The organism is Streptomyces sp. NBC_01317 (assembly GCF_035961655.1).
Taxonomy (GTDB): Bacteria; Actinomycetota; Actinomycetes; order Streptomycetales; family Streptomycetaceae; genus Streptomyces.
This window is the reverse complement of the sequence record NZ_CP108393.1, coordinates 4,430,688-4,446,000: the sequence shown is the minus strand read 5'-3', so window position 1 is coordinate 4,446,000 and position 15,313 is coordinate 4,430,688. Positions and strand designations below refer to the sequence as shown.

General features: G+C 68.0%; 12 protein-coding genes. 8 read left to right on the top strand and 4 right to left on the bottom strand.

What is annotated here, in order from left to right:
- The first annotated feature begins 13 nt into the window (after positions 1–13).
- The 3 genes from OG349_RS19180 to OG349_RS19170 all read left to right on the top strand — a co-directional run bounded on the left by OG349_RS19180 (position 14) and on the right by OG349_RS19170 (position 4,768).
- Complete coding sequence (locus OG349_RS19180; RefSeq protein WP_442806401.1) at positions 14–1,753, top strand: phytoene desaturase family protein; 1,740 nt, start codon at positions 14–16, stop codon at positions 1,751–1,753.
- A 77-nt stretch (positions 1,754–1,830) separates the two neighbouring features.
- Positions 1,831–3,474, top strand: a complete 1,644-nt coding sequence (locus OG349_RS19175; RefSeq protein WP_327238621.1) for a phytoene desaturase family protein — start codon at positions 1,831–1,833, stop codon at positions 3,472–3,474.
- 49 nt (positions 3,475–3,523) lie between these two features.
- Positions 3,524–4,768 carry a cytochrome P450 gene (locus OG349_RS19170; protein WP_327235781.1) on the top strand — a complete coding sequence of 415 codons (1,245 nt, stop codon included), beginning with the start codon at positions 3,524–3,526 and terminating at the stop codon, positions 4,766–4,768.
- A 34-nt stretch (positions 4,769–4,802) separates the two neighbouring features.
- Here the strand turns inward: OG349_RS19170 and OG349_RS19165 are convergent, their stop codons facing one another.
- A complete protein-coding gene (locus tag OG349_RS19165) occupies positions 4,803–5,489 on the bottom strand; it encodes a class I SAM-dependent methyltransferase (protein WP_327235780.1) in 687 nt (228 codons plus the stop codon).
- A gap of 204 nt (positions 5,490–5,693) precedes the next feature.
- Entirely contained in the window at positions 5,694–6,458 is a 765-nt protein-coding gene (locus OG349_RS19160; RefSeq protein ID WP_327235779.1) for a hypothetical protein, read from the bottom strand.
- 397 nt (positions 6,459–6,855) lie between these two features.
- Here OG349_RS19160 and OG349_RS19155 point away from each other — a divergent pair, with 397 nt between their 5' ends.
- Both OG349_RS19155 and OG349_RS19150 read left to right on the top strand, forming a co-directional pair.
- Complete coding sequence (locus OG349_RS19155; RefSeq protein WP_327235778.1) at positions 6,856–8,196, top strand: hypothetical protein; 1,341 nt, start codon at positions 6,856–6,858, stop codon at positions 8,194–8,196.
- Entirely contained in the window at positions 8,193–9,503 is a 1,311-nt protein-coding gene (locus tag OG349_RS19150; protein ID WP_327235777.1) for a hypothetical protein, read from the top strand. Before OG349_RS19155 ends, OG349_RS19150 begins: the two co-directional genes overlap by 4 nt.
- Positions 9,504–10,259: 756 nt before the next feature.
- Here the strand turns inward: OG349_RS19150 and OG349_RS19145 are convergent.
- Both OG349_RS19145 and OG349_RS19140 read right to left on the bottom strand, forming a co-directional pair.
- On the bottom strand, positions 10,260–11,366 hold the full coding sequence (locus OG349_RS19145) for a hypothetical protein (RefSeq protein WP_327235776.1): 1,107 nt from the start codon (positions 11,364–11,366) through the stop codon (positions 10,260–10,262).
- A 797-nt stretch (positions 11,367–12,163) separates the two neighbouring features.
- Complete coding sequence (locus OG349_RS19140; protein ID WP_327235775.1) at positions 12,164–12,808, bottom strand: dihydrofolate reductase family protein; 645 nt, start codon at positions 12,806–12,808, stop codon at positions 12,164–12,166.
- Between the two features lie 211 nt (positions 12,809–13,019).
- Here OG349_RS19140 and OG349_RS19135 point away from each other — a divergent pair, with 211 nt between their 5' ends.
- From OG349_RS19135 to OG349_RS19125, 3 genes are all read left to right on the top strand, one after another.
- Positions 13,020–13,637 carry a hypothetical protein gene (locus OG349_RS19135; protein ID WP_327235774.1) on the top strand — a complete coding sequence of 206 codons (618 nt, stop codon included), beginning with the start codon at positions 13,020–13,022 and terminating at the stop codon, positions 13,635–13,637.
- Complete coding sequence (locus OG349_RS19130) at positions 13,634–14,107, top strand: carboxymuconolactone decarboxylase family protein (protein ID WP_327235773.1); 474 nt, start codon at positions 13,634–13,636, stop codon at positions 14,105–14,107. Before OG349_RS19135 ends, OG349_RS19130 begins: the two co-directional genes overlap by 4 nt.
- Before the next feature lie 242 nt (positions 14,108–14,349).
- Positions 14,350–15,297: a hypothetical protein gene (locus tag OG349_RS19125; protein ID WP_327235772.1), complete on the top strand. Its 948-nt coding sequence runs from the start codon at positions 14,350–14,352 to the stop codon at positions 15,295–15,297.
- Positions 15,298–15,313: the final 16 nt, after the last annotated feature.

Sequence of the window (15,313 nt, the reverse complement as noted above, 5' to 3'; positions counted from 1 at the left end):
GCGGGGCAACCGCATGGCGCGTGACAACCCGACGGCGCTCGGCAACCCGACAGTGCTCGGCAACCCGACGGCGCGGGAGAAGAGGCCGGTGTGGGAAGCGCGGGGTCCACGGGCGGCGGCTGCTGACCGCAACCCCGGAGACCGGCCCCGGGTGATCATCATCGGCGCGGGCATCGGCGGCCTCTCCACCGGCTGCTACGCGCAGATGAGCGGCGCCGAGACCCGTATCTTCGAGCGCCACGTCCTGCCCGGCGGCTGCTGTACGGCATGGGCGCGCGAGGACTACATCTTCGACTACTGCATCGAGTGGCTCACCGGCACGGGACACAACAACGACGCCAACCGCCTCTGGCGGGAACTCGGCGCGCTCGACGGCAAGTCGATCGCGAACTTCGAGATGTTCAACACCGTCACGGACGAGACCGGCCGCTCGGTCACCTTCTACAACGACCCCGACCGCCTCGAAGCGCACCTCCTGGAGATCTCGCCGCGCGACGCCCGCCCGATCCGGGCGTTCTGCCGCGACCTGCGGCGCTTCATCCGCGTCAACCACTATCCCTTCCTGACCCCGCCGCCCCTCCAGTCCCCGCGCGAGAAGCTGGCCACCCTGCGGGCGGTCCTGCCCGCCTTCGCGCTGTTCTGGCGTACGGCCGTGACCCGGATGGAGAGCTTCTGCGACCGGTTCGAGGACCCGCTGCTGCGCCGGGCGTTCCCGTTCATCTTCTTCCAGGACCACGAGGTCTTCCCGCTGCTGCCGTACCTGTTCAACATGGCGAGCGCGTTCCACCTCAACGCCGGTTTCCCCCAGGGCGGTTCGCTGGGCCTGGCCCGCTCGGTGGAGGACCGTTACACGGCGCTCGGCGGGCGGGTCGACTACCGGGCCCGGGTGGAGCGCGTCCTGGTGGAGAACGACCGCGCGATCGGCGTGGAACTGCGGGGCGGGGAACGGCACTTCGCCGACCACGTCGTGTCGGCCTGCGACGGAGTCACCACCATCCAGGGGCTGTTGGGCGGCAGGTATTCGAGCCCGAGGGTCGACAAGCTCTTCGGGATGACCGACCGCCCGGACGTGCTCTACCCGGGCATGGTCTCGGCCTTCGTCGGGATCGACGGCGAACTGGACCCGGCCGCCCGGCACAGCACCACGTACCTGCTCTCCGACGAGGACTGCGCGGCGCTGCCGGGCGTCCTCCAGAAGAGCCTTGTCGTACAGATGCGTTCGCGCTACTCCGACGGATTCGCCCCGCCCGGCAAGTCCGTCGTCCACTGCACGTACTTCAGCGACTACGCGTCCTGGAAGCGGCTGCGGACCACCGACCGCAAGGCGTACTGGGCCCGTAAGCAGGAGGTGGCCGACTTCGTCCGGCGCTTCCTGGAACGGCACCACCCCGGCATCGGCGAAGCCATCGAGGTCGTGGACGTGGCGTCCCCGGCGACCACCGAGCGGTACACGGGCGTACGGGGCGGCAGCATCCTCGGCTGGAAGTCCTTCACGGCGGCCGACGACGTGATCACCGGCCTGATCAACAAGGACCGGATGCGGCTGCCCGGCCTGGCCGGCTTCTCCATGGCGGGCCAGTGGTTCGCGGGCGGCAGCCTGATCCGCGCCGCCGCGGGCGGCCGGTTCGTCACCCAATACCTGTGCCGGGAACTCGGCCTGGACTTCCACGCCTGGGAGAGCGGCAGTACGACGCCCTGGCATCCGGACCAGTTGGGGCGGCTGCCCCAGCTCGAAACACGCAGGGTGCGGTGACAACCGAAGTGACCACCACGACAACCACGACAACCGCCACAACGGCCACGGCCAAGGCACCCCCCCGCCGGAAGAGCATGATCATCATCGGCGGCGGCCTCGGCGGCCTCTCGACGGGCGCGTACGGCCAGATGAACGGCTACCGCACCCAGGTCTTCGAGATGCACGAGATCCCGGGAGGCTGCTGCACCGGATGGGGCCGCGGCGAGTTCACCTTCGACGCCTGCGTCAGCTGGCTGCTCGGCAACGGCCCCGGCAACGAGATGCACCAGATCTGGCTCGAACTCGGCGCGCTCCAGGGGAAGGAGATGCGCCACTTCGACGTCTTCAACACGGTACGGGGCAGGGACGGCCGCACGGTCTACTTCTACTGCGACCCCGACCGGCTCGAAAGCCATCTGCTGTCGCTGTCGCCGCCCGACGCCCGCGCCATCCGGTCCTTCTGCGCGGGACTGCGCAAGTTCATCGCCTGCCTGCCGTCATACCCCTTCCTCAAACCGGTGGGGCTGATGAGCCGCCGGGAGCGCTGGCGGATGCTGGCCGGCTTCCTCCCGTACTTCAACCTCTTCCGTACGTCGATGTCCGTACTGATGTCGGAGTACTCGACCCGCTTCAAGGACCCGCTCCTGCGGGACGCCTTCAACTACATCCTGTACGAGAAACACCCGGGCTTCCCCGTCCTCCCCTTCTACTTCCAGATGGCCGCCCAGGCGCACCGGTCGGCCGGGGTGCCCGAGGGCGGCTCGCTGGGCCTGGCGCGCTCGATCGAGCAGCGTTACCTGAGCCTCGGCGGGGAGGTCACGTACAACGCGATGGTCGAGGAGATCCTGGTCAGGGACGACCGGGCGGTCGGCGTGCGCCTCTCCGACGGGCGGGAGCACTACGCCGACATCGTCGTCTCGGCCTGCGACGGGCCGCGGACGCTCCTCGATCTGCTCGGCGGGCGCTATCTGGAGGGCGAGTACGCGACGCTGTACCGGGAGACCCTGCACCGGCCCGGCATGGTGTTCCCCGGGTACGCGAGCGTCTTCCTCGGCCTGCGCCGACCGTTCCCGGACGCCGACCCCACCACCACCCACCTGCTGGACGAGGCGACGGCCTCGCGGCTGACCGGCATCCGGCACCCCAGTCTCAACGTCCAGTTCCGCAGCCGCTTCTACCCCGAGCTGTCGCCCGAGGACACCACCGTCATCTACGCCACGTACTTCTCCGACACGGCCGCCTGGCGAGAACTCGCCGAGGGCCCGGAGCGGCTCAGCCGTCCCCGCAGAGGGGCGGAGCTGCACACGCTCCCGGTCCGGCGCGGCAAGGCGTACGCCCTCGCGAAGCGGCGGACGAGGGACGCCGTCGTGGACTTCCTCGACGAGCTGTATCCGGGGCTGAAGGACTCGGTGGCGGTACGGGACACCTGCACGCCCCTCACCCAGATCCGGTACACCAACAGCTTCGAAGGCACTTTCCTCGGCTGGCAACCCTTTGTGGAGAGCGGCGAGTTGATGGAGGAGCTGGTCAAGAAGAACGGCCCCGTCCTGCCCGGTCTGGAGAACTTCTACCTCTCCGGGGTGTGGGCCACCACCGGCGGCCTGATCCGCGCGGCGGCGGCGGGGCGGCAGGTGATGCAGTTCATCTGCCGGGACGACGGGGTCGACTTCACGGCATCGGTCGACACGAGCGCGCCGCCGCCGACGCATGTGGACATCCCGGTGGGCCCGCACCGCTGAGAGCGAACGCGCCCTCCCCCTACTCCCCCTTGTTGAGAAAGGAACATCCGTGACCGTGCCCCCCGATGTCTGCCCGATCGTCCGGGACACCTCCCCGGAGCCCCTCGCGTACCCGTTCTGGACCACCGGGGGCCTCGGACTGCCCGACGGTTACGGGCAATTGCGCGACCGGCCCCCCGTCCGGGTCCGGCTGCCGTACGGGGACGACACCTGGCTCGCCACCAGTTACGAGGACGTGCGCGCCGTCCTGTCGGACCCCCGGTTCAGCCTCGCGGAGGCCGTCCACCGCGACCAGCCCCGTATCGGCCCCATGCCCAGGACCGGCGGGGGCCTCATCGCCCTCGACGCCCCCCGCCACACGCAGCTGCGCGCGCTGCTCTCCAAGGAGTTCACCGCCCGCCGCATCGAGCGTCTGCGCGGCCATGCCGGTGAGGTGGTCGACGGGCTGCTCGACCGGATGGTGGCGGCGGGGCCGCCCACCGATCTGGTCGAGGACCTCGCCTTCCCCCTCCCCCTGACCCTCATCTGCGAACTCACGGGGGTCCCCGAGGACGACCGGGCGGGGGTACGTGCCTGGGCGGACGCGGTGTGTTCCGGCGACGTGACCCCGGATGTCGTACAGCGGCACGCCAAGGACTTCTTCGCCCGCATGGACGACTGGGTCGAGGCCCGGCGCCGTACCCCCGCGAACGACCTGATCACGGTCCTGGTCCAGGCCTCCGACGACGGCGTCCTGACCGCGGAGGAACTGACAGGCCTGCTCAACGAGATCCTCATCGGCGGCTTCGTCACCACCACCAACCAGATCGCCAACTTCTTCGCGGTCCTGCTGCTGCCGGGGGAGGCGGGGGCCGGCGGCGCGGACGTACTGACGGCCGTCCGCGCCCGCCCCGAGCTGATCCCCCGCGCCGTGGAGGAACTCCTTCGCCTGGTCCCCCTGCTCAACGGCCTCACCCTCCCCCGCTACGCGGCCGAGGACGTAGAACTGGGCGGCGTCCTGATCCGGGCCGGCGAGCCGGTCGTGGTCTCCCAGGCAGCCGCCAACCACGACCCCGCCGCCTTCCCGTCCCCCGACCGCCTGATCCTCGACCGCCCGGGCACCCCGCACATCAGCTTCGGCCACGGCATCCACTACTGCCTGGGCGCCCACCTGGCCCGCCTCGAACTCCAAACGACACTGGAACGCGTGACGACCCGGCTACCGGCGCTAAGACTGGCCGTACCGGAGGAGGAACTGCGCTGGCGGGACAGAGAGTTCTTCAGCGGCCTCCGCTCACTGCCGGTCACCTGGTGAGAATCCGCCGGTCTCAGGTGGGGCCCTTCGGCGTTCAGAGTCTGCGGGCAGTGATCAGGAGAGTGGTCGGGTTTTGGGGGAGACCAGGGTTACGAAGTTCCTGGGCACGGGAGAGTCGGAACCCCGCACGGGCAAGGACGGCCCCCCATTGGGGGACGTCGAACTCCCAACGCGCCACGGCACGGTAAGTGCCGTCAGGCAAGGCGAGGAAGTCGGTGTGGGCGTCACCGAGAATGGGCCGGCGGCCGGCACGGCGAGGGTGGGGGATGGAAAAGACCAGGGGGCGATACGGGTTGAGTCTGGCGTGAATGGCGGGCAGGAGGACGCCGGGATCGACGAGTCCGACAGCGCCGAAGACCGAATACACACCGTCGAACCGCTCAGTACCGTACCGAAGGAAGCGCAGCGCGTCGCAGGTGAGAAAGGTGACCCCCGGCACATGCCCGTAGTGATCTCGGGCGCGGCGAATCTGGAGATCGATCATGTCGACGGCGGTGACGTGGGCGCCCTCGCGGCCGGCCAGGAATGCCGCGTTGCGGCCGTCGCCGCAGCCGAGTTCCAGGAGCCTGCGGCCGCGCACGTCCCGGGCGAACGCCCCTGTGCTCGGACCGGTGCCAGGGTAAGTACCCCACTCCAGGCGCGATGGGGGCAGCAGGGCGCCACCTTGCTCATCGGGGGACTGTCTCGCGTAGGCGTACCAGGGAGAGGTCAGCGTGATCATGCACGTCTCCGAGAACGATGGTGAGGGCTTGCGAAGGGAGCGTCGCGGAACCGCGACAGGGGGAAGGCACCGGCAGCCGGCCGGTGCCTTCCAGCGGGTTCCGGCCGTTCGCTCATGGGCTCTGCCGGAAGGCCCACGGGTGCCCGAGCCGGGCGCTTCTGACAGGACGCGCCTACTGGCGCACGCCACGGCTCGGGCGACGGTTCAGTCCGTGGCCGTCAGACGGTGGGCGTACACCTGGGCGAGCCAACCGGCCTTGAACGCGCTGAGGTCTTCGCGGAAGACCGTCATGGACGCGCCGTAAGGGGCGACAACACCTCCGGACTGGTCGGGTACTGCCTGGCATCCATGGACAAGGCGTCCGCCCAGGGCGGCGTGGGCCTTGATGGACTCGATGCGGCGGTGTTCGTTGAACCAGCCACCGTGATAGATCTCATCGAGCATGTCGCCCACACTGTCGTCCAGGCCGAAGACCACCGAAGTAGCCGCAGGGAAGAACCAACAGGGGCCCACGTTGGAGATGTGCCCATCCAGTTCGACCTTGTTGAGCGCCATGAGCGTGGCGGCCTCGCGGAGCATCCTCAGATGGTCGGCAGTGACCTGCGGAAGGCCGATGCCGTTGAGGTGTTCGTCGCGGAACAGGTACGCGTACACCTGGTAGGCGGTGGAAAGGACGCGCGCCGGTTCAGGGGTACGGACGGCGTGCCTCTTGATGAAGTCGAGGGCCATCTGCTCGACGGCACTCGCGGTCGTCTCCTCGACCGGGAGAAGTTCCGACGTCACGAGATCCCAGTCCGCCACGAGCCAACTGTGTGACTCGAAGCGGAAGAAGTACTTCTCCGGGTCGATGGTGATGCGGCAGCCGTCCACGTGGATCCCCGGAAGACGGTTCCAGCCAGGGTCGAAGGCGGTGGGCAGATCCACCGTGATGATGTCGTGTGGAGCGGCAACATTCTCTGTGACGGTCATTTTTCCCTTTCATGTTCATGCGACTGACAGCGGGCAGCGAAGTGCCCGGGATGGTTGAGCTGCGGGAGTGAAACTGCCGACGCGCGTCACGATCAGCGGAAGGTCCGGCGTTCCCGGCCGAACCGGCCGAGGCTCTCCGACTCACCTCCGTCGAATATCTCGTTGAGAGCCGAACCTTCGTTCCCCTTTTGATGCCTCGGGGGACTGATTGGTGTGAACTGTAGAGAAGAGGCGCGCCAGAGAGCCCCAAAAAATCATGGGTGTGGCAATTTGTATTTTACCGCTGCCCTCATCGGCCATGAGGGAAGAGATCACATCCTCACAGCTGATCAGGGCTCAAGGAACAACATCGGGAGGAAGCCATCATGCGTACCAGGGATCCGGAAAGAGTTGAATCATGAGCGTGGGAGGTTCCGGAATCCCGCGACTCCAGGAACTGGCCTATGTGGAGACGGCGGCGCAGGCGGTCGCCGAGGGAAAAACGTTCGAGCAGATCCGTGTGGCCGTCGTCGACCGTGCCGCTCGCCACGCCTGGGAGACCGATACCGTAGGGGCGTTCAATGTGGTCAAGTGGGAGAAAAAGCGTGCTGACGGACAGGAGTTCGTCCACAGCACGGTCGACGTGCTCAAGGAGTTGATGCGACTCGGCTGGATCGATCGACGTGTCCTGCCGTCCACTCGGATTTCGGCGAGCGAGCACGCCCACGCCACGTTCACGATGACAGCGGCCGGACGGGAGTGGACCGAACTGGTGGCACATCGGCCGGCGGAGGGTTTCAACACATTGGCCGGCGCATTGATGGAAGCCCATCCCCAATTCGAAGGTTTCCTACGGTTGGTTGGTGCCCGACCGGACAGCGCAGCAAATCACTTGACGATTCCGCTGATGCGTGGCGATACGGGTCCGGGACGCGACGACGAGGCGTATCTTACGGCGTTCATCGCCAATATCGTCGAAGCTGTCCGCAAAGGCGACCTGGGCTGGTCGGCACCTCCTGACGCGATCAGTCAGACGCTCCGGGACTACGTATCTCGGGCTCGGCGCCGAACGGCTGAGCGGGCTCTGCTGGAGGAGAAAAGAGAGGAAAAGCGAGCGGCGAAGTACGGGCCAAGGAAGGAAAAGGTCACCAAGACAGTAGCGGGCAAACCGGCGTCATCGGAGGGCAAGCGGAGGCAGTTGGCCGCTCTGTGCGAAGAGGCGGCCGTACGCTTGGCGTTCGGCGCGGCGGGCTGCCCGGTGGACTACATCAGCCACGAACTGCTCCGCAGATGGACCCGGTTCCTGGGCCTCGCGAACTTCAGCTACTACGCGCCAGGGCCGCCCGCCCTTCGGCTCTGGGCAACCTCGATGGTGACCGGCACGGGGACGCCGGCGGAGTTCCGGCGCGCAGTGGGGCCCGAGGTGGAAAGGGCCGCGATGGAAGCCGTACCACGCGTCTGGAACGCCGAACGCGGCTCCGCCGCACAGGAGATGTACCGGCCGGTCTGGCGCATCAGAGCCGCTGTCTGCTGGGATCGACGGATCAACGACGGCGTCTTCGATGCCGCACTCACAGCGGCGGCGCGCGGCGAGATGGGCGACATCGGGTTCCGTGTCCATCTGGACGAGGCATCGCACGGGCGGATTCCCAGCTCCGCGCGGCCACTTGTCATGCAGACGACCCCCGGGCACCCCCGGATCTATCACGTGATGAGAATCGACTGGGCTGATGCGCGTGAAGAGGTGCTCGTGCGATGAGTGATACCTCTCCGGTGCCAGCCGTCGTGTGGATGAAAAGAGAGTGGAAGCTGCGCGGCAATCCCTTCCCCGCCACCGGCATGGCCGTTTCCGGCGGCTCGAACGCCCGGGAGAACGGCACGCTGTATGAACCCGCCGTACACGCTGATCAACTGCGCCAGGTCGTGGATAAATTCGTACTCGGCATGTCCTACGGCGGCCTGAAATTCGGTTACTTGTGGTCGGACGGCGTAGTCGCAGGCGACTCCGACTCCCGTGGCTTCGGCAAGACAGTCCTCATGCATCACATGGCGGGCTGGATCAACAAGGATTTCGGGAAAGAGGTGTGCCTCTCCGCCGGCTTGGACGAGGAAGACGCCGAGGAGGTGCCCATTTGTTGCCTGGTAACCGGATTCGACACGTCACAGATCCGGACCTTGTCCGCCGCATTGTTTGTGGCCGTCGACTACGCGGTAAAATCCAGGGTGGGAAACGGCCCGACGCTTGCCAGTCGACTCCGGGAAAGACTGGTACACAGAACAGGGATCACCGATGCCAGAAAGCTGGCCGACGTCGTAGCCCAGGGCCACCGGTCACTGCGTGGCCGGACCCTGGGGCCGCCCGACGAAAAGTTGATCGCCGCCCTGTGCGAGAGCGACCCGGCGGCCGCCGAGGAATACATGACCCGGTTGACGCCGACATCGCGCTCTCGCAACGGAGCGGTGCATATGGCAACGTTCTTGCTCTTCGCAGCCGCCGCGGGGATCCAGCACGTACTCGTCTTCTGCGACCAACTGGAAGACTTGGCCAGCACCACGACGGCAAAGGCCAAACGCGACCTGGAGGTGGAGCGTTTCCGGGACGTGATCGTGGAAACCCTGCCCATGGCCGACATGGTGACGATGGTCGTGACCATGCATCCGAGGGCCGCCATCACGATTGGGACCGCCTGGGACCTTGCCGATCTGCCGAGTTTCGCGTTGACGGAACAAAACCAGGCAAGCACCGTGAGGCTGTCCGCCCTTCGCGACCCCTCGCAGGTCGCTCAGTTGCTCCGGCCCTACGTCAATGCCGCGACGAAGGACGGTGTCGCCCGCCCCGACGACGAACTCTTCCCCTTCACCAAGGAGGCCGTGGGCTCTCTGTTCACCCGGTCCAACCGAAAACCACGCGATGTGCTGCGCAAGGCTCACACCATTCTGGAAGCGGCGGCGGCACGCAACCTGGAACGCATCGACGCCGAGGACGTCATCGGCTTCTTCGACGCCACCGGCCACCTGCCCGTGAGCTTCGGGCTCTCCTCCGACATCGACTGGAGCCGTGGATGACCCGCACGACAGGCCCGTCGGTGGTCATCGGCCCCCCTGCGGCCGGCCCCTGGCAGAGGCCTTGGCCGGGAACATCGGACCGTGCGTGCGTCCGATGCGCGGCACCACTCGGCTGGTGGGAGACCGCCAGCTGCGCATGTCGGGAACCCTCCGGGCGGCGGCACCAGGACCTGCTGTACGCCGTCGCCTGCGCGGTCAGGACACCGCTGAGCGTGCAACTCTTCGCAACCATCGCCGCACGAACCTTCACAAAGGACATCCCTGCGAAGTCCGCGATGACAGTCATGGCGGGAGACCGCCGCTTCTGCTGGGCGGGCCCGGGGCGGTACGGGCTGTTCCGCCACGGCCCGCTGCCCGGTCCGCGTACCTTGGAGGAGGTGTCCCGCCTGACCCTCCACTCGTACGACCGGCCGTTGCGCCTCACTGAAATCGATCACTGGCTCAGGGGAACGGGGTACGAGTACCGACCTCGCTCGCTCCTGCGTGCGGTGAGTACCTCGAAGTGGGTCACGATCAGAACTGACGAGTACGTACGGCTTGAGACTCCCGGTCTGGGGCAGCTGCATCTGCGGAACAGGATCGCTCCACGCCTCGCCGACGCCGACTGGTCCTGTCTGCGGAATGGTGTGGCGCGCCGGCTCGCTGCCAGCCTGACCGAGTACGCCGCTTCCCGATCCTCCGCCTCCGTACCGCCGTGGGCTCCCCCCGGACCTGACTGGGGCGCTCCGCCCGGTTGAGGCGGCCGCAGCCAGTTGGTCACCGTACAAGTTCGCGCCACAGGGACAGCTGCGGAGCCTTCTTGACGTATTGGTGCATACCGGGAACCAGACTTTCGTAGCGCGCGATCAAACGGTCGGCTGCCTCCAGGGTCGCGGTCCTCACATCGAGGGGGATGGCCTTGTCCCAGCGAAATACCGGCGCGGAATCGTGCAGCCGCTCCCGTGGCAGGAAGCGGCACGCCTCCCAGCAGATGAGTTCCGGTGCGTACTGGATCAGGTGTCCGTGCCCTTTGGCGGAACGGGCCGCGGGCAGATCGGCCAACGCCTCGTGTGCCGCTTGCCACGCCTCGACGGCACGCACGACACCGACCGGTTCCAAACCGGCGTGGAACAATGTGTGGTACGACTCCGAGGCCATGTCACCCCAAAGCGCCTCCAGACCCGCACGGGTGGACACCGCGTGGGCAAGCTCAGGACCGGGCCCCGACAAACAGGCCAAGGCCCGGGTGACTTCCACCATGCTGTACGTCCGCCCACGCGGGCCGAGCGTCACTCCCCGGCGCGGATCGAAAGTGCCCCGCTCCCAATTGGCGTTCATCAGGCGGTTGATGTTCGGGCAGCACAACAACCGGTCCTGATTGTTACGGTCGTTGACGAAGGAGTCGGCCGTGTCATGCAGCCGACGGGCCCTCGCCCGTTCGGCACCCACGACGATGTCGACCCGGACGACCGATCTAGCAAGGTAGGACGGATCCAGCGTCTCGCACGCGTCGGCGATCACCCGCAGGCGCTGCAACCCGTCGATGCACTCCACACCATCGACCCGGACAAGCTCCGAGAAGTGCCCCACGGCCGGCACCGGGCATACCTCGTCCGCGCCCAACACGATCGCACCGACGGCACCGAAATCGCCCGGGGACTCCTCCAGTAGCCGCGCCAAGGCCTGGGTCCGGTCGCTGTCGTACAGGAAGCCCCTGCGCGCCCTGAGGCGACGCGGGGCGTTCACCTCTGCCGCCAGCGGGGCGAGTTCCGCAGCCGGTACCTCAAGTACCCAGCCGCGGGTCATGTGCGCCTTGCGAAGGGGACGCAGGCAGATGGATGGCCCCCCGGAAAACATGGATTCGGACTGCAGCATCACGCTCATACCTGTCCAACGCGCGACAGGCCCGCGCGTGACGGGGCGATCTCCTTCCTGTGGGGCACGGGCGAGGCGAAGGTGGCTTCGGTTTCCGCGTGGGCCGTCGAGGCCGTGATCGGGGGGATCGCTCTCTTCGTACAGCAGCAGACCTACGAGAACCCAGGGCTTCCCCACACCCCTCTGGCCCTCTTGAAGCTGCTCGTGGCGGCGCCGTTCGTGGCGGCTGCCGGCGCCGACCTCGGCGTCCTACCGTGGGTCCGCCTGGTGATGCCGGTGCTGGTCACCACGCGTGGCTCGGCCGTCGGCTCTCCGGACGCGAGGTGCGACAGTGGATCCCTGTGGTCGCCGCCGCGGGAGCCGGCCCTCCAGCTCTGGGCGCGGCGGTGCACGCGGAGACCGGTCTCCGCGCTAGCCCCGGCCTGTAGCTACGGAACGGAACGGGACGTGGTCCTGCGGAAGGGGCGGCACTGCCGTCCTCCCGGCGGACGGCAACGCCCCCGCGACCGCGTCGAGAGCTGTTCGCCAGAGCCGGCGCCCCCGACAGCGGGGACCTCTACATTCTTCAACGCCGCGACCGGGCGGTATCGTTCGGATCTCGCCGGGGCGCCCGTGGCGGGGTCGTGACGTCGTCGGGCCAGGTGCTGGAACACCCGCATGACGCTGAGGTTTACGGCACTCCTTGCTTGCGGACTCAGTGAGCGGGATCAGGACGAGTGTGTGATGGCGGGGGTTGCCGAGTCGGAGGGCTCGGGGCCGGTCGCGTGGTGAGGGTCGGGGCAAGGCAGCCCTTCCGGCGGGCGCGGTCACTTCCGCCAGAACAGGTGGTGCTTCACCCCGCTCGGGCTGGGGACGACGTCCAGGTGGAAGCGGTCGAGCAGCTCGTCGGGGGACTCCCAGAGTCGTAGTCCGGAGCCGTACTCCAGCGGTGAGACCGCCACATGCAGGGTGTCCACGAGGTCGGCGTCGAGGAACTCCCGGATGGTGGTCACCCCGCCGCCGAGCCGGACGTCCTTGCCGCCCGCCGCCTCGCGGGCCTGTTCGAGGACCGTGGCCGGGTCGCCGTCCACGAAGTGGAACGTGGTGTCGGAGAGCGTGAGCGAAGGACGCGTGTGGTGGGTCAGGACGAACACCGGTGTGCGGAAGGGGGGTTCGTCGCCCCACCAGCCCTGCCACTCATGGTTCTCCCAGGGACCGCGCTGGGGCCCGAACTTGTTGCGGCCCATGATCTCGGCGCCGATGTTGCGGTCGTAGTCCCGCGTGAGGTAGTCGTCCAGGCCCCGGCTCCCCCCGGGGGCGGTACGCATCGGCCAACTCGCCGTGGCACCGGCCCAGGCGAAGAGCCGCCCGGGGTCCATATGACCGAAGGGCTGTTCGAGGGTCTGGTCCTCACCGGCACCGATCCCGTCACTCGACACATTGAAGTTCTGGACCCTCAGCAACTGCGTCACGTGTTCCTCCTGTGATGGGGCGACAACGGTAACGAGACCGCCCTGGCCGGGGAAACTCATCGCCGGGTGCGCCGGGCGAGGACCTGGAAGAGGACCCCGGTGGGGGACGCCCGTCCGTATGGAGGAGGATGCGGGGCGGGAGGTGATTTGAATGTGTTCAAAAATACGGAAGCCGGTACGGAAGCCGGTACGGACCCGTGCGCAGGCGCGCGTGAGGGACAGGTTCTGGGCCGTGCTGGCGGTTTCGGTGGCGGTGCTGTCCGTCGAGGCGGTGATCGGGGCGCTCGCTCTCCTCGTACAGGAGCAGACGTACGAGAACCCGGGGCTTCCGTACAACCCGCTGGCGCTCCTGCTCCTGATCGTGCTCGCGCCGCTCCTGGCGGTCGCCGGGGCCGCCCTCGGCGCCCTGCTGTCGGTCGGCCTGGTGATGCCGGTGCTGGTCACGGCCGCGTGGCTCGGCCGCCGGCTCGCGGGGCGCGAGGCGTGGTGGTGGGTCCCGGCGACGGCGGCCACCGTCTTCTGTTCATGTGTGACTTCGGCGAGCCCGACGCGCAGGGGGTGTCCCTGGGCATGGACGCCCACTGCCTTGTCACACCCGACCAGTGCACTGCCTACGGCCGTGTACGTGAAGTCGGGTGGGACGGCGATGTGCTGCGGCGCGTCTTGGCGTACGGGCGGCCGGATGCCCGCCCCAGCATGGTCGCGCTGTAGCGAGTACGGCGGTGGAGCACGGCACGGGGTCCGGTCCGTGTCACATCTCTTCGAGCCGTTCCGTCGTACGTGTGTAAGCGGCTACGGCAGCCGACCACGGCAGAGGAGATCACCATGACTGCCCGTCTTGACGTCTTCAGCAGTCCGACCCTGAACAACGTCTTCAAGCACATCATCGCGGCGGGGAAGGTGCTTCAGGACTCGACAGTGCCCGCCGCGACCCAGGAGCTGGTGAGGCTTCGTGCCAGTCAGATCAATGGGTGCGGATTCTGCACCGACATGCACGCCAAGGACGCGGCCGCCGCGGGGGAGACCTCGGTACGGCTCAACCTCGTCGCGGTGTGGCGGGAGGCCACGGTCTTCACCGAGGCCGAACGGGCCGCCCTGGAGTTGGCGGAACAGGGCACCCGTATCGCCGACGCGGCAGGCGGGGTGCCGGACGAGGTCTGGGCGAACGCCGCCAAGCACTACGACGACGAGCAGTTGGCCGCGCTGGTGAGCGGGATAGCCCTGATCAACGCCTTCAACCGGGCGAACGTCATCCTCCAGCAGCCGGCGGGCGACTACCGGCCCGGCCAGTTCGCCTAACCGGCCAGGGGCACCTGGTCGGGGACGCGCGGCCGGGTGCCCGGCGGGGCTGCGGGCCTGGCGTTGTGGTGGGGGAAGTGGGGTACGCCCCACCTTCAAGTCTGGTGCGTACCCCCGTGACCGGACCGCTGCGGTACGGAAGGGTGATCGTGCCGCGTAGCCGCGCCGTCGGGCGCGCCGCGCGGCACGCTTCCGCCATCCAGCACCCCGTCCGCACACTCCACCCCTCTGAAGGGATGGCCTTGCACAGTCCCGCACTCCCGCCGCGATCCGCAGGCATCCCCGGCCGCGCGCTCGCGCCGCTCGCCGCGTTCGCCGTGGCCGTCGTCGCCGCCCTGGGTGTTGCGTTCGTCGTCGCCCCGCGCCTGCTGGCGGGCATCAGGCCGGGCGGCGGGTTCGCAGATCAGGACGACCTCATCGGGAGCGTCCGCGAGGAGTTCGTCGCGTACTGGGGTACCGGCGACCGGGAATTCTCCCCGGGCTTGGAGAACCTTGTCGACTACTGGGTCCGCTACCACCTGGCGAAGGCCGGGATCGCCGCGATCCTGCTGGTCGTGCTCGTCGCACTCGGCGTGCGCCTCTGGAAGACGTACCTGAAGGCCGGCGGCCTCGGCGCGGCGAGGCGAGCCACCCTCGCCTCGGCCGGCGGCCTCGTCACCGTGCTCGTACTGTCCTCGCTGGCGATAGTGATGGCCAACATCCAGGGGGCGATGGTCCCCTTCGCCTCGCTGTTGTCCATGCTGCCGGTCGGCGAGACCGACGGAGAGCTGGCCGGCACGCTCGCCCAGGTCAGACAGGACCTGGCCGACACACAGGCCACGGGTACGGGTACGGGTACGGGTACGGGTACGGGTACGGGTACGGGTACGGGTACGGGTACGGGTACGGGTACGGGTGACCGTACCCCGCCTGTCCTCGATGCGATGATCAGCGATTTCGCCCGCTATCACGAGGTGATGGCGGTGATCTCCGCGGTCGTGGCGGTCGCCCTCCTCGGCGTGAGCGCGGTGTTCTGGAAGAGGTTCACGAGTACGGAGCGGTCCGACAGGCGAACCAGGCGCGTGTGGGCGTCGTTCGGCGCCCTCTCGGCGATGGTGTCGCTCGCCGTCATCGTTGTGGCGGTGGCGAACACCACTACCGCGACAGACCCGGCGCCGGCCCTCCTGGCCTTCTTCAACGGCGGAATGTGAGCACGGAGAAGTTGGT

Bases quoted from the DNA above. Each gene is read 5' to 3' on its own strand.
- OG349_RS19130 (WP_327235773.1), top strand. From the start codon at position 13,634: ATGACTGCCCGTCTTGACGTCTTCAGCAGTCCGACCCTGAACAACGTC.
- OG349_RS19165 (WP_327235780.1), bottom strand. From the start codon at position 5,489: ATGATCACGCTGACCTCTCCCTGGTACGCCTACGCGAGACAGTCCCCC.
- OG349_RS19180 (WP_442806401.1), top strand. From the start codon at position 14: ATGGCGCGTGACAACCCGACGGCGCTCGGCAACCCGACAGTGCTCGGC.
- OG349_RS19160 (WP_327235779.1), bottom strand. From the start codon at position 6,458: ATGACCGTCACAGAGAATGTTGCCGCTCCACACGACATCATCACGGTG.
- OG349_RS19175 (WP_327238621.1), top strand. From the start codon at position 1,831: ATGATCATCATCGGCGGCGGCCTCGGCGGCCTCTCGACGGGCGCGTAC.
- OG349_RS19155 (WP_327235778.1), top strand. From the start codon at position 6,856: ATGAGCGTGGGAGGTTCCGGAATCCCGCGACTCCAGGAACTGGCCTAT.
- OG349_RS19150 (WP_327235777.1), top strand. From the start codon at position 8,193: ATGAGTGATACCTCTCCGGTGCCAGCCGTCGTGTGGATGAAAAGAGAG.
- OG349_RS19145 (WP_327235776.1), bottom strand. From the start codon at position 11,366: ATGAGCGTGATGCTGCAGTCCGAATCCATGTTTTCCGGGGGGCCATCC.